The organism is Pseudomonas sp. GW822-FHT01E03, from assembly GCF_058802985.1.
Map to the genome: position 1 here is coordinate 104699 of NZ_JBXAOQ010000015.1, position 14358 is coordinate 119056.

The following is a 14358-nucleotide window of genomic DNA, read 5'->3' on the forward strand; positions in this document are numbered from 1 at the left end:
CTCAACGGCACCGTGGTCGAAGGCCGCACGGCCACCACCAGCCTGCTGGTGTTCACGGCCAGCGTGGCTGCCAACGGTGATGTCACCCTCGACCAGCTCCGCGCCGTGGTGCATCCCGACGCCACCAATCCCGATGACTCGACGAGTTTGACCTCGGACAACCTGGTGACGCTGACCGCGACCATTACCGACAAGGAGGGCGACAGCGCCCAGGCGACGCTGAACATCGGGCAGAACCTGGTGTTCAAGGACGACGGGGCGACCATCACCACCACCGGCACGGAGCCAACGCTGACAGTGGACGAGACGGTACTGGCGACCAATGATACCCAGAGCTTCGCCGCCAACTTCACCTCGGCGTTTGGCGCCGATGGGGCTGGCACCCTGAGCTATGCGCTGGGCGTGGTGGCCGGGGCTTCCGGATTGACGGACACGGCCTCGAACCAGGCGGTGAACCTGTCGCTCAATGGCACCGTGGTGGAAGGCCGCACGGCCACGAGTAATTTGCTGGTGTTCACGGTCAGCGTAGCCGCCAATGGCAGCGTCACGCTGGACCAGCTCCGCGCCGTGGTGCATTCCGACCCAAGCAATCCCGATGATTCGAAATCGTTGACCTCGGACAACCTGGTGACGCTGACGGCGACCAAGACCGACGGGGACGGCGACAGCGCCCAGGCGACGCTGAACATCGGGCAGAACCTGGTGTTCAAGGACGACGGGCCGGCACTCAGTTTCGGCAACCTGATCGGGACCGGTAGCGTCCTTGCGCAATCCGGGTTCTGGAATATGGCGACGGGAGCCGACGGGCTGGGGGCGGCCGGTCTGGATATCTCTTTGGTCAATAACCAGTTCACTCTCGTCAGGCCAGACAACACGACCACGACCGGGACCGGCACGCTCAGCGAGCTGGCGCTGTCACCGGATGCCAATGGCGCGTACCAGTTCGCGGGAACCTTGACCGGTGATTTCGACAACAACGCCGCAACGGCGAATACCACCGTCGACTACACGTTGACCGCCTATGCCGATGGTCGCTATGCACTGGATCTGGTGCAAGGCTTCCGTTCGACGATCGTGCTCAGCAGTGCCGACGGCTCGCTCGCTGCCGGTGGCCCGGATCCGGTGCGCACATTGTTGATTCCGCAGACGAGTAACCCGGCTATTCCTTCGGCATCCGAGGAGATCGTGTTCTTTTCCGCGAAGGCGCTGGCGTCGACCACGGACATCCTGACCGGCATCGGGCTCGGAGCACCCGACCCCACCGAAGCGGCGCTACAGACCAACCCCCTGCCGGGGTACATCGACCCGAGGGCCATGAACGTCAGCACGGCCGGCATCGGCGTCGCCAACAACGTGTTCCAGGGCGATAACCTGGCGGCAATCAGCGACGCCGATGAAAGTTTCGTCATCAACCCAGAGAGCCTGCTGACGGCAATGAAGGTCTTCATCGACAACTCCGTAGCGGGTTACAACACCGCGACCGAGGACCTGTACTACCGGATCTACTACGCGGATGGCACGTTTTCGGACCGCATCGAGGTGAACACCCTGACGCCGGAGGCTGGCGGGCAGGTGTCCTTCCTCGTCGAGAAGGCGGGTACGACACTGATCGACGCGGTTCAGCTGACGATGGGCCGGGGCGATATCAAGATCCCGGTGATCCAGTTCATTCAGGAGAGCGAGAGTCTGGCCAGCGATGTCCAGCTGGCGTTCAGCGCGACGCTGACGGACAAGGACGGGGACTCGGCGACGAGTACCTTTGACGCCAACCTGTTCGCCAACGAACCGGCCAACGCACCCTTCGACTTCACGCTGGTTGGCACGGGCGGTGAGCAGGATGCGTTCAACATCGATCTGTCAGTCAATGAGAACCTGTACCAGGTCAGCGGCTTCGATGCGGGCCCGGACGTGCGGGACAGGCTGGTGCTCAACGGCGACCCGAACGCCGCTGTCCAATCGATCGACAACACCGGTGCCGATAGCATCGTGACGGTTACCGAGACGGGCGGACAGACAACGACCATCACCTTGGTCGGGGTTGATGTTCTGAATACCGACGTCTTTTTTGGCAGTGCTTGAAGCTTTGCGCGTGAACGGATGCGAGGGTGGCCTAGGAAACCACCCTCGCATTCTTTTTGCAGTCCAATACGAGATCCCCATGATCGCTGCCGCTGTGAACTGGCGAGTAGCACAAGGCTTAAAGAACGCCGCTGCGTGCATATTGGGGTCCGTTTGTGTGTTTGCACGCACAAACAGAAGATGGACCTCTGCCTGCACCCTCCCCCTAAGTGCTTCAGGCTTTTCATGTTGACCCATCGATCTGCAGGCTTTTTCCGCCCCACATTCGCGTACACAGCCCCCAACCTGGGCCTGTTTTAGACGGGTGCAGGTATGCAGAAAAAACGACACATTTAGACCGCAGGCGTGGCGAGAGGGACGACGGCGCGCGCCAGGCCAAAAATCCCTCCTCCGCCCCCAAATACGCCAAGGCGCGGCATCTGGTGCAAGAAACGAATGCCTGGCCGGGGAGATCAGAGCCGAGGAAGCGGCGCAGTGGGTGGCCGCCGTGAACAACGAACGGGCATGGATCATGCTTGAGTATGGGAGACAGTTCAGGGGTTGATCGGGATCCGCTGCAAGCCTTGCCGGTGATCGATGGGCTTTGACTACATTCAAGGAGCGGTGCAAAACGCTGAAGCGCGGGCCGCAGCAAAAAGGTAGCCCGCGCATTACGAGTAACGGGGGCTATGTTCAATTGCCCGGTACAGACAAGGCGCTGCTGGTTGAAAACTGCGCCGCTGATGGCAACGAAGCCCCCAACCGCTGGTGCACCAGTGCATACATTTTGCGGCTTAAGAGTGAACGCGCTAATCAGAAAGGAAGTTCGGCATGCTGTTTTTCAAACCCGAGCGGCAACTAGCGCTTGAACTAGACCTCGAGGGACTCTCGCTCCGTCTCAAACCCCTTAGTACCACTATCAAGCTGATGACGTCTCACAGGTTGCGGAAGTATCAACGGGCCCTGGAAAACGACATAGGCGGACTACCTGGGTTTATGGCGTTGTCGGTTGAGGGAAAAGTCAATTACATGATTCCCATCATTTCGCAAATGAACGAAGCCAGAGATCAGCAGAATGAAGTCGATTTCATAGCGGCCTACCTGACCGTCATGCTGCTGGAAAGCATCAGCTGCGGCTATCATTCGACGATGAACTTGGTCTTTATTGGGATGGAAAAGATCGCCGCGTTCCGGTGGGATGAGTCATAAAAAAACCATCCGACAAGAAACTCTGGAAGCGCTTATCAACAACCACGTGCAGGGCGAGCGCCACGACTTCGAGGAGTGGCAGGAGACGGTGTCCACGCTCCTCATCAATCTGGCCAAAGCACCTGCCGATCAGTCTGCCTGCTTCGCCAACATGTCGCGACCTGAAATCGTAGTTTCTGAAAAGTGGTCGCGAAAGCTAGTAGGGTTCGCCAAGACCGGTGTCGAAATCTGGCGGTCTAGCTACTGCGCTGGCGCAGTCTCAATTACTTGACTTGATCATATGCATCATTCATCACTTTAATGGCGTTTAACACATGCGGATGTTCAGCCCAGCGGTATGAAGCATTTCCAAGTAAGCCGGCTGTCGCGTTGTCCATCAGGCTTTTTACATCAAGCCCGCTGGCGACGGCCGCTCCAATAATTGCTACAAGCGCTTGTTCCAGTGCAATTTCGCGATCACTAACCACTGCATCTCCTTAAACCGACCCCATGCCGGCCTGAAAGATTAATCGCTCACCCACAACCAAATTGCCACTACCCCCTGTCGCATCCGGTCACGGAGTACGGCGCTTGAGCCACCCTACCCCTTTTCGCGTGCTCTCCACAATCAATCGATGCTTTGTAGTGTCGACACGCTTAGTCGCAGGCACTTGGCCCGACCAAGAATGGATCAACAAGCATTGTTGGGTGCGCTCGGTGTGAAAGATCTGTCTTGCTACCGTTATCTCCTCAATCAACTGCCGATTGACTGAGTAGTAGCCACCGTTCGGAGATCATCAAAATTGGTCATCGGAAAAGCTTTCTCGGCGCTCTCGCGACATACGACACAGGACGAACTACCACCTCCACTCACCCACTTTCTGCCGCAAAGCGTGGTATGGAGACGCTCAGGAACATCCAGGCCAACGGGTGACTGACACTCGATTGATGGATAGGCGAGACGTCCGCGAAGGGCAGATATGGGTGCTGCAGGGCAAGACAAACGCCAAGCGGCGGATTGAAATCACTGGTGAGCTGAAGATTTTGATTGATCGGATCATGTCCCGAAAGTCAGAACATAAGGTCCGCTCTACGTGGCTGATCGTTACAGAGGATGGCACACCAATGTCGGTGGCGATGTTACGAGGAAGATTTGACTTGGCCAGGGAAGCAGACGGGGTAGCAAAGTCCGAGTTCCAGATGCGCGACCTGCGCGCTAAAGCCGGCACGGACAAGGCCGAATCAAGCGGTGACATTTTGCAGGCCAAGGATCAACTTGGGCATACGACCGTTGTAATGACCGAGCAGTACATCCGCAACAGGAAAGGGAAAAAAGTCTCACCAACCAAGTGAATTGCGGACCAATCCAATAATTGCGGACCAGAAACGAACAAGGGCTTGCCCAGCTTTCGCTCGCAAACCCTTGATTTATATGGTGCCCGAAGCCGGAATAGAACCCCTGCCTGAACGCCGCACGAATAAAGGGTTCTGTTGGTTTGGATGATTTGCTTGCCCCCAAATCTGCCCCCAAAAAAAATTATGCCCACGTCTCACGCAGCTTGATCGCAAGGGGTGTCGTTTCTTCAAACGACACCCCTATCAATTAATCTGACTCTACCGGCATGCAATTTTCAGCCGCGCTTTCGGTTTGTGCGTTCTCTATTCAGCAGACGCAAAGTAGCGTTAATTATCTCTGGCTCACCACAACGACTTTTGTCACCCGGAGAGTAGTTTCGACTGATCTTCGCCCTCTCCTATTGGTGCCATCATTCCGCTAGTCGTGCCCTTTTTATGCAGTCGTGCCCATGCCCAAGGCTGGGCACAACTGAGGGCACAAGGGCACGACTGAGGAAAAAGGTGCTTCCAGGCGTGCCGTTCATGTCAGCTAGAGTTTATCCAGGTGCGCGCACTGCCTCCGTTTAAAACGGAGGCAAGCGCAGTGATCCGGCACAGGTTGTCCTGATTTCAAATCGGAGCGCGTTGGACGATATCGTGCAAACCGCGCCAGCAAATCGAACAGGTGCGCACCGTGCGATTGTCTGTCATCCAATGTGTGACTGATTTTAAAAAACGGGGGAACAGGGGGAACAGTAGGAGTAACCAATGTTTTCGGGTCCTTTGGCGGGGGAACCTGTACCCCAGTGCTTTTTGGGGCACAGAGACTGCCCGATCGACGAAGTAGCCACTTGAGTTAACTGCCCTGAAAGCCCATGCCCGCCTGCCTCTCCGCCGATTTAACCGGCCAGCTCGAGAGATCAACCAGTTAACCGAGTAATTTAGCCGGTTAACTCCTTAGTTAACCGCCCTGAAAGCCACGGCCCGCTTGCCTCTCAGGCGAATAGAAGGATCGCCGAGTTAACCAGCGAAAATGCTTAGTTAACCGAGCTACAAGCCACGGCCCGTAAGGCTTTCAGCCCAGTTAACCAACCGAGTTAACCAGTTAACTAACTTTGGCGGGGTGCCGCTAACGAATTTGCGCGAGTCTTCGCACCCGTATTCCTCGGAAATCGCAAGGGTCCCCGGCGTGTTTTGGAGCGCTGTTGTCAGGAAATACCTCAGGGCTCCCTTGGCGCCGCAGGGTGCGAGGAAGGCATTATCCAGCGTCCGTGACTGGCCGATTTCTGCCTGTCACGATGGGCAGAAATCGACTGTGGATTCAACCGGTCGATGCAACACAACTAAATTCTGTGTAAGCAGAAGGAGTGTTGCAGATGAAGCAGAGACCTCGGATCTATTACACCGAAAGCCAGAAAAAACTGATGTGGGATCACTGGCAGAAAGGCGACTCTCTCCAGCACATCGCCCAACTATTTGATCGGAACCATTCATCGATACAGCGCATCTTGGCGGAAACCGGAAGGCCGAGACCACCAACACGTGGAACAGCGCTATCAGCGCGCCAAAACCCAATTCGCCAAACATGATTAATCTTCTAGCGGTGGAGTTTCATCCTGCACAGTGACGTCCAGCAGCACGCCCTTGCGCGCCACCACCCGGACCTGTTGGCCCAGGCGCAGGGGCGAGTTGCTCCGCACTTGCCATTTTTCGCCCTGCAGTTGCACCCAGCCACTCATCGGCAGGCCCGGTAGCAGCCCCGTCACCGTGGCCAGGCTGCCGACCAGACCCGCATCGCCGCTGACCAGGGCGCGGCGTCGGGCCTTAAGCGCCATGCCGACCAGCGTCATCAGCAACAGGGCACTAGTCAGTGCCATGCCGATGATCAGCGTCAACGGAATGCCGAAGCCCGGCACATCGGTGTCCATCAAAATCACTGCGCCGACTACAAAGGCAACCACCCCACCGAAGCCGATTACACCGAAACTCGGTAGAAACGCCTCGGCGATCATGAAGGCCAGCCCCAGCAGAATGAGCCCGACCCCGGCGTAATTCACCGGCAACAGTTGCAGGGCATACAGCCCCAGCAACAGACAGATGCCACCGAGTACCCCACCGACGCCCGACCCCGGGTTCATGAATTCGAACATCAGGCCATAGACCCCGATCATGATCAGCAGCAAGGCCACACTGGGGTTGGTGATCACCGCCAGCAGTTGCGTGCGCCAATCAGGCGCATGCTCGATGAGAGTAGCCCCGGCGGTGCTCAGTTTCAGCGTTTGACCGGCGACATTCAGGCTCTTGCCGTCCAGTTGCTTGAGCAGGTCCGCCACGTCATTGGCCACATAATCGACCACCTTGAGTCTGAGTGCTTCGTCGGCAGACAGGCTGGCCGCTTCGCGTACCGCTTGTTCGGCCCAGTCGGCATTGCGTCCGCGCAATTGCGCAAGGCCACGGATGTAAGCCGCCGCATCGTTGATCTGTTTGCGAGTCAGGGTGTCCAGCGGCTCGGGCGGGGAGTTCTTGTCGGTGGTAGGTGGGCGCGGCGGTTCGGGCGCGGTTCCGGGCAGGCCGCCGATCTGCACCGGCGAAGCGGCGCCCAGGTTGGTGCCCGGGGTCATGGCGGCAATGTGGCTGGCATACAGGATATAGGTGCCGGCGCTGGCCGCGCGTGCGCCACTGGGGGCGACGAAACTGGCCACTGGCAGGGGGCTGGCCAGAATCGCCTTGATGATCAAGCGCATCGAAGTGTCCAGCCCACCGGGAGTGTCGAGGTTGATGACCACCAACTGTGCGCCCTCGGTCACCGCACGCGTCAGGCCGCGCACCACGTAGTCGGCATTGGCTGGACCAATGGCATCGTTGACGGTCAGGACCACGACACTGCCCGCAGCCTTCGCCGAACCCGTCGGTAATCCGACCAGTATCATCAGCAAGAGCAGGCGGCACCACCAGTGACTGTTCACGGCCCCTCCCAGTTGCCGGTTCGGCAGCCTGCAACTTTCACTTAAAGCGTAGTTGAGTCAGCCAGGGTTTCACCGGGATGAGTGGAGACGGAGGCATCAGTCGCCTTTGTAGAGGAGATTGCGAGGCAGAACGGCACCGATTATGAGGGTGGCCGCCAAATCGTAATGGGCTCACTGGGATGCATCCCGATCGGACGACCCGCTAAACCAAGGGAAGTAGCCGATCTCATCACATTCCTCGTCTCGCCGCTTGCAAGCTCCATTACTGGTACTGAATACGTCATCGATGGCGGATACTCCGTCTGGTGCAAGGATAGCAATACGGGGTCAGGTCTTGCCTTTTGCATAATAGCGATGGCAAAAGACAAGACCTGACCCTGAGGTTTCACAGACTTTCTGCACTGATCCGCCGTGCCTAGGAATGCGGCGACCCCGGCCACTCTACTCGGCCTGGCCCGCTTGCAACTTGCGACCCCGCAGCGGCATCGCCCGTCATTCTGCGGCAAAGCAGTACAGCAGCCCCGCCCCGCCCGAGCCGGCCAGGGCTTCGCTGCTGCAGCCACGCGAGGGGTGCGAGGAGTTCCACGAGCGTGCCGCCGCATCGTCACGCAGTCCTATTCGGTCATGATGACCGACCTGGGCCGTCCCTTCGCCGCTGCTGGTCCAGTTGCTGCAGGTATGGTCATCGCTACCGGCGAACGCAGTTCCGTCCGCCTGCGAGCCGGTGAGGATGTCGTGCATGTTCGGCGTGTCGCCGCGCCCCTTAACCAGCGCCCCGTGTTCGTCCAGGGCCATTTCCTTGGTCAGTTGGTTGTCGCCGTGCAGTTGCGCGACGTCGCGGGCGATGACGACCCCCTTGGCGTTTTGCCAAGGGCCCTGGCCGATGCGATCACGGGCATTGACCGCCCCCGCACTGCCGACGGCACTGGTGCTGAGGTAAGCACGCCAGGTGTGCTGGCCCGCCCCGACGGCGGAGGCCAGCGTCTGGCAGTGCCTATCGGCGCCGCTCAGACCACCTAGATCGGCGCCCTTGCCCATGCCGAGGCTAGTGACAAAGAAGGTCATGTCCGTTTGCTGGGCCTGACTGGCGAAACTGCAGGCTATTGCCAACAGGGCAGTCGGTAAGGTGAGAGTGAAAGTCGTGATGTGCATGTGCAGTCCTCCTGCGGGAAAACGGCCTCCAAGATGGAATGTGACCGAGAAATTGAGCCTAGACGACGCCGGTTACCGACACACAGCCGCGGTTCAACCTTCCGTCCTCATGTATTGCTTGAGTGCGCGGCTCGCAGTTTGGCGAGCCGGCGTTGGATGCAGGATGCGGTAAGGCTCAATCCACTTGGGGCGCTCTAGGGGCTTCGACACTTTTTCGACACGGCCCCGGGGAGCCAGAAAGCAAAAACCCCCGATCTCTTTCGAAATCAGGGGTTTTCGTATTTCTCAAAGCAATGCGGGGTCAGGTCTTGCCTTTTGCATAATAGCGATCGCAAAAGACAAGACCTGACCCTGAGGTTTCAAGGTAGCTGTACGGCTTGGAGTAGAGGGTGTGGTCGAGGTCGCGGCACCACTCGGCCTAGACGATCTCTTTAACCTTGTCGTCCGACCTACGGTGAAGTTCCGAGCAGATAAACGGCAGGTCTATCTGAACCGCCTGCGCTCAAAAAACTGGCTCGCAACCTGGCCGGATCTGAAGGTTCTCCCGATAGGCAGAAACGTTTCATCTTCGAAGTTTCATGCCCGTTTCGGATCGTTAGCCGCCATTTCCGAACGTCCGCTTGTGGCTGTGGATTCAACCGGTCGATGCAACAGATTGGCTAAATCGTTCTTGCTGATTGTTGCCAACGCATTATGCACATTGCCTCCAATCTCACCCGAGCCGCGCTGCTCGACCCAAAGGGTAAGCTCCATGATCGCGGCTTCGAGGGCTAGTAAGTTGTGATTGATCTTGAAGAGCAGAGAAGGAAGTAGGTCAGCGTTCGAAATCGTCATTCCTCCGTGAAAGAGATCAGCAATGAAAGACCGGCGCGCCCTCCGTGACTTCCGCTGTTTTTGTCGTACCTTTGTTTTTTTTGCTAGGAGACATTTCCACTCCTTTGCTCAACGAAATCGAGCTTATTTTCCCGTTGTTGTACCCGGAGAAGCGAATCCGGGCGGAACTTTGAGCCACGGAAAACTCTGCAGCGCCATGTCATAACCGGTGGCGTAGAGCTTGCGCATGTACTCGTTGTCGAACTCTTCCTTGTGGGGGAAGTTGAAGCTCGCTGGTATGAACCCAAGATTGAAGTCCACACCGTCGCGCTGGGTGGTGGCGTAGATCCGATAGAGGTCGCCGATGCCCTGGCTGTGGATCAACGAGGCGATCGAGCGCCCAGCGATGCTCATCGTACTGCGCTCGACCTGCGCCCAGTCCGGATCGAGTCGCGCGTTGCGTATCACGTAGAGTTTACGCTCGCGGGTGACTCCTGCTTTTGCAGCTTCCTCGTTGATACGGATCCCGGCCGGGTAAGCGAATACCTGCGCCATGATGCCGCCGTCGACGTGCATTTCCTGATAGGGTTTACCGTCGACTTCCACATCGATCATCATCGGCGGAAATCCTCCTGGAATAGAGGCGGAAGCGATCATGATTTTCACGAAAAGGTCCAATGCCTCAGGACCACCATAGGTCGCGATTTTTCCCATGTCCCAGATAATGGGGCGACGCGCATCGAGGTCTGCGGTAGCGACCAACAGAAAGCGGCCCTTCGCGTACTCGGCGGCAACCTCCTTGAGCATGTCCTCGGTCACCGATTGGCGCGTCAGCTTCAACAGCGGCGCATTGTCCGACATTGCGTCGCTCAAAACGCCTGAGATAAAGCTGCGCGGTGCAATGACGTCTTTGGGCGATAGAGTGGTATAGACCCGCTTCAGCGTTGCATCATACTTCGGCCCGAGAAAGGCGAAAGGCGCAATCAGTGCGCCCGTGCTGATTCCAGTAACGAGTTTGAATTCAGGGCGCTTTCCTGTAACCGTCCAGCCATTCAACAACCCCGCGGTGAACGCGCCATTGTCTCCACCGCCCGAAATTGCCAGATATGTCACTGGCGGCATGGGGCCCTTGTGCCCCAGCTTCACGAGGTAAGCCTGTTCCCGCTGCAGCGCTTCTAGCGCAACTCGGTTCAGCTCTGTCATGTCTCCGCCACCGACATAACGCACCCCGGTCATTCCCGGAATCTGCGCTCTCGCCGTCAATTCGGACGGCACCGCGGGTAGGCGAGGCGGCGTCATGGTGCAGCCTTGTAAGCCTTGTATCAGTACAAGCAGCGCGACAACCAGACTGGTGATTTTCATAGTCATGCATCACTCGAAAAGTGTTCGATCCGATTGCTCGTGGCGTCGATTCAACGATCGTCTACAGGTGTCGGCTGCTTCGAAGCGACCGGTTTTTTGACGTCGATCAGTCACTCTCTATGCATTCTGATCGCTTGCGATTGTTGGAACGATAGCATCTCTGAATCGTTCTGCTATGACGCGACCTCCAGATCAAGCATCCGGCAACCAGGCATGGAACGGCTGTCATGCCTGAACTAAACTTTGCTGTGTTCTTCTGGATGAATGGTCTTGGTCATCTTGGCACGGCTGAACTTAGGGACGGAGCAGTTGGAACAAGTTAGGCGAAAACAACTTGTGGAGCACTGACCATGTTGGGCGCGCGCGATCTGGTAATACACCTTTCAGGTCGTCTTTTTGCACGCTTAGCTCCGATCATCTACACCGTTGCGGCGCTCACGTTTTTCGCTGACCAGATCTATGCCGCAGTCGAGACAAAGTCGTCCCCTCATTCACCGCAACGCGAGCAACTCACCATCTCGATCGAGATCGCGAAGCCGTGGACCGGTGATCTCGACGGGATGATCGAACGACGGGTCATTCGCGTCTTGTCGGTCTACAGCAAAACTTTCTATTTTGTCGATAGGGGTGTCCAGCGCGGTCTGACTTACGACGCTTTTCGCGTATTCGAGGAGGATCTGAACAAGGAACTGGCCAAGGATAAAAAACTGAAACACAAGGCTCTGAAGGTGCGTGTGGTGTTCATTCCTGTCGCCCGGGATGAACTGCTGCCGGCGTTGATTGCCGGCAAGGGCGATATTGCGGCGTCTAACCTAACTGTGATCGAGGCGCGCAAGAACCTAGTCGATTTTTCCTCGCCTGTTTATCGCAACGTCAGCGAGGTAGTGGTATCCGGTCCCGACTCGCCCGCAGTGGCCAACGTGGACGAGTTAGCGGGACAGGTAGTCTTCGTTCGCAAGTCCTCCAGTTATTACGAGAGCCTGATAGCCCTCAATCAGCGTTTCGCCAGCGAGAACAAACCTGCGGTAATCCTCAAGGAGGCACCGGAAGCTTTGGAGGATGAGGACCTGATAGAGATGCTGAGCGCCGGCATGATTCCCCTCATCGTCGTGGATAAGCACAAGGCGGTTTTCTGGAAGAAGGTCTTCCCGAATATCACGGTGCATGATGAGATCACCTTACGCACCGGCGGCGAAATCGCCTGGGCGATCCGCAAGGGCAGTCCGCAGCTCCAGGCCGCTGTCAATGGTTTCATTGCTCGCCACGGCCAAGGGACTACCACCGGGAACATGCTTCTGACCCGTTATTTGATCAACGAAAAATATGTGAAGGCCTCCACCGCCGAGTCCGAACGCAAGAAATTTATCGCATTGATTCAGTACTTCCAGCGGTACGGGGACAAATACTCTGTGGACTGGTTACTGATGGCCGCCCAGGGATACCAGGAGTCTCAACTGAATCAGGCAGCCAAGAGCAAGGTGGGCGCCATTGGTGTCATGCAGGTCATGCCCGCCACCGGCAAGGAACTTGGCGTCGGCAACATTGCTGAAGTCGAACCAAACATTAATGCCGGGATCAAGTATATGCGTTGGATGATTGACCAGTACTATGGCAAGGAGCCCATGACCAACTTGGACAAGGCCCTGTTCGCCTTCGCTTCCTACAATGCAGGTGCGGGCAGGATTTCCAAACTTCGCAAAGAAGCCGCCCTGCGTGGACTCGATCCGAACGTCTGGTTTCACAACGTTGAGTATGTTGCCGCCGAGAAGATCGGTGCGGAGACGGTTACCTACGTTAGCAATATCTACAAGTACTACATTGCCTACCAATTGATCATGGAAGCTAAGAAGGAGAAAGAGGAGGCTACGCAGAAGCTGAAAGACCAGAGTAAAGAGGCGCTTTGACTTATCAAAGTGCTCCAAAAAAGCGCTCGATACAGGCTTCGAACTGGATATCTGTATCACCCACGTTTCTGTGGACCGCATTGAGCGGCAATAAGAGGCAGATCGCCTGTGTTTTATTCCGCGGAATCCACAGCCGATTGCTGACGGTCAAAACGTAGTTTTGGGTGCGCCTAACAGAGACTAGGTTTGCCGATAAAATACCCCCTCGTTGAGGCTCGACCCTGTCTCGGGTTCACTCGCATCGTCGCTTTAAATCCTCTTATAAGATTAATTTCGATTCTCGGCTCCAGGCCTTATGGGGCACGCTCTACGGCGTTTTTGGTCGTGTAGGGCATCCTGCTCCTGTCTTGCTCTGCGATGGACTTTTTCCACAGATTTAATCCTCGATTGTGGTTGATTCTTGAATAGCTTTGCAGGCCCCATGTTCTGCAACCTCCAGCGCTTCACACGACTTTTCGTTTCTACCGTCCCTCAACCCACGAATCAGGGTAAACCCTTGCCGTCTGAAGCCATCCCAAAGCTGCAGATGACGACAGGCAGCAACTGGCTGTGGATTCAACCGGTCAATCAAACATTAATCACTAACCACCTGTGAAAGTTGGTGACACGGATGGCAAGTTTGAATAGAGAACATTTTCAGAACTGCGCAGCATCCAGCAGGAACAACGATTCGCTGCCGGCCTTCACCGACGCGCTCAACGAGTGAATGCGCGGCAGCAGGCGGGCAAAGTAGAAGCGCGCCGTGCCCAGTTTGCTGGCATAGAAATCGTCCTGCGCTTCCTTGCCGAAAGCCGCCTTGGCCATCAGGGCCCACATGTAGGCGTAGGCCACGTAGCCGAACACCTGCAGATACTCGACCGACGCCGCGCCGATTTCGTTCGGATTGCTCTTCGCCCGGTCCAGCAACCACGCAGTCAGTTCATAGAGGGAGGTCACGGCGTCGTTCAGCGGCTTGGTGAACTCGGCGAGGTCCGCGCTGGCAGTCGCCGTGAAGTGACGAATCTCGTCGGCGAACAGGTTGTAGAACGCCCCGCCGCTGCCGACGATCTTGCGCCCGACCAGGTCCAGCGCCTGGATGCCGTTGGTGCCTTCGTAGATCTGGGTGATGCGCACGTCACGCACCAGTTGCTCCTGGCCCCACTCACGGATGTAACCGTGGCCGCCGAAGATCTGCTGGCCGTGTACGGTGGTTTCCAGGCCGAGGTCGGTCAGGAACGCCTTGGCCACGGGGGTCAGCAACGCCACCAGGTCTTCCGCGCGCTTGCGGGTGGCGGCGTCTTCGCTGAACTTGGCGGTGTCCAGTTGCATCGCCACGTAGGTGGAGAACGCACGCCCCCCTTCGTTCGAGGCTTTCATGGTCAGCAGCATGCGCCGCACGTCCGGGTGGACGATGATGGGGTCAGCCACTTTGCCCTTGTTCTGCGCGCCGGTCGGCGAACGGCTTTGCAGACGGTCGCGGGCGTATTCCACGGCGTTCTGGTACGAGCGCTCGCCCGTGGCCAAGCCCTGGATACCAACGCCCAGACGCTCGTAGTTCATCATGGTGAACATCGCCGCCAGGCCTTTGTTCGGCTCGCCGA

Annotated in this window: 10 protein-coding genes and 4 pseudogenes; 8 read left to right on the forward strand and 6 right to left on the reverse strand. The window is 57.3% G+C overall.

Annotated features, from left to right (window positions below; genetic code table 11):
* From AC1RP7_RS25080 to AC1RP7_RS25090, 3 genes are all read left to right on the forward strand, one after another.
* Window positions 1-2079: DUF5801 repeats-in-toxin domain-containing protein (locus tag AC1RP7_RS25080; protein ID WP_493184003.1), on the forward strand; the 2079-nt coding region annotated here is incomplete at its 5' end.
* Between the two features lie 810 nt (window positions 2080-2889).
* Window positions 2890-3267, forward strand: coding sequence for a hypothetical protein (locus AC1RP7_RS25085; RefSeq protein WP_218498177.1), 378 nt, complete (start codon window positions 2890-2892; stop codon window positions 3265-3267).
* Window positions 3257-3538 carry a hypothetical protein gene (locus AC1RP7_RS25090; protein WP_493181003.1) on the forward strand — a complete coding sequence of 94 codons (282 nt, stop codon included), beginning with the start codon at window positions 3257-3259 and terminating at the stop codon, window positions 3536-3538. The genes AC1RP7_RS25085 and AC1RP7_RS25090 overlap by 11 nt, the downstream gene beginning before the upstream one ends.
* Here AC1RP7_RS25090 and AC1RP7_RS25095 read toward each other — a convergent pair.
* Window positions 3531-3734 carry a hypothetical protein gene (locus AC1RP7_RS25095; protein ID WP_102671513.1) on the reverse strand — a complete coding sequence of 68 codons (204 nt, stop codon included), beginning with the start codon at window positions 3732-3734 and terminating at the stop codon, window positions 3531-3533. The genes AC1RP7_RS25090 and AC1RP7_RS25095 overlap by 8 nt on opposite strands.
* 433 nt (window positions 3735-4167) lie before the next feature.
* Between AC1RP7_RS25095 and AC1RP7_RS25100 the strand changes: the two are divergent.
* Window positions 4168-4599: pseudogene (locus tag AC1RP7_RS25100) on the forward strand (tyrosine-type recombinase/integrase); the annotation flags it as partial.
* 1358 nt (window positions 4600-5957) lie between these two features.
* A pseudogene (locus tag AC1RP7_RS25105) lies at window positions 5958-6125 on the forward strand (IS30 family transposase); the annotation flags it as partial.
* A 45-nt stretch (window positions 6126-6170) separates the two neighbouring features.
* Here the strand turns inward: AC1RP7_RS25105 and AC1RP7_RS25110 are convergent.
* On the reverse strand, window positions 6171-7547 hold the full coding sequence (locus tag AC1RP7_RS25110) for an NfeD family protein (RefSeq protein WP_493181004.1): 1377 nt from the start codon (window positions 7545-7547) through the stop codon (window positions 6171-6173).
* Between the two features lie 51 nt (window positions 7548-7598).
* Between AC1RP7_RS25110 and AC1RP7_RS25115 the strand changes: the two are divergent.
* A pseudogene (locus AC1RP7_RS25115) lies at window positions 7599-7841 on the forward strand (SDR family oxidoreductase); the annotation flags it as partial.
* 198 nt (window positions 7842-8039) lie between these two features.
* On the opposite strand, the gene AC1RP7_RS25120 reads toward AC1RP7_RS25115, so the two are convergent.
* A complete protein-coding gene (locus AC1RP7_RS25120; protein ID WP_090456259.1) occupies window positions 8040-8699 on the reverse strand; it encodes a hypothetical protein in 660 nt (219 codons plus the stop codon).
* A 364-nt stretch (window positions 8700-9063) separates the two neighbouring features.
* On the opposite strand from AC1RP7_RS25120, the pseudogene AC1RP7_RS25125 reads away from it, so the two are divergent.
* Window positions 9064-9243: pseudogene (locus AC1RP7_RS25125) on the forward strand (nucleotidyltransferase family protein); the annotation flags it as partial.
* 32 nt (window positions 9244-9275) lie between these two features.
* Here the strand turns inward: AC1RP7_RS25125 and AC1RP7_RS25130 are convergent.
* Both AC1RP7_RS25130 and AC1RP7_RS25135 read right to left on the reverse strand, forming a co-directional pair.
* Window positions 9276-9527 (reverse strand): hypothetical protein, encoded by a 252-nt coding sequence (locus tag AC1RP7_RS25130; protein WP_493181019.1) that lies wholly within the window; start codon window positions 9525-9527, stop codon window positions 9276-9278.
* 129 nt (window positions 9528-9656) lie between these two features.
* On the reverse strand, window positions 9657-10880 hold the full coding sequence (locus AC1RP7_RS25135; RefSeq protein WP_224795386.1) for a patatin-like phospholipase family protein: 1224 nt from the start codon (window positions 10878-10880) through the stop codon (window positions 9657-9659).
* Between the two features lie 344 nt (window positions 10881-11224).
* Between AC1RP7_RS25135 and AC1RP7_RS25140 the strand changes: the two genes are divergently transcribed.
* On the forward strand, window positions 11225-12778 hold the full coding sequence (locus AC1RP7_RS25140; RefSeq protein WP_493181005.1) for an MltF family protein: 1554 nt from the start codon (window positions 11225-11227) through the stop codon (window positions 12776-12778).
* Window positions 12779-13414: 636 nt separating this feature from the next.
* Here the strand turns inward: AC1RP7_RS25140 and AC1RP7_RS25145 are convergent.
* Window positions 13415-14358 (reverse strand): acyl-CoA dehydrogenase C-terminal domain-containing protein (locus AC1RP7_RS25145; RefSeq protein ID WP_493184004.1); only part of this gene is annotated, 944 nt, incomplete at its 5' end.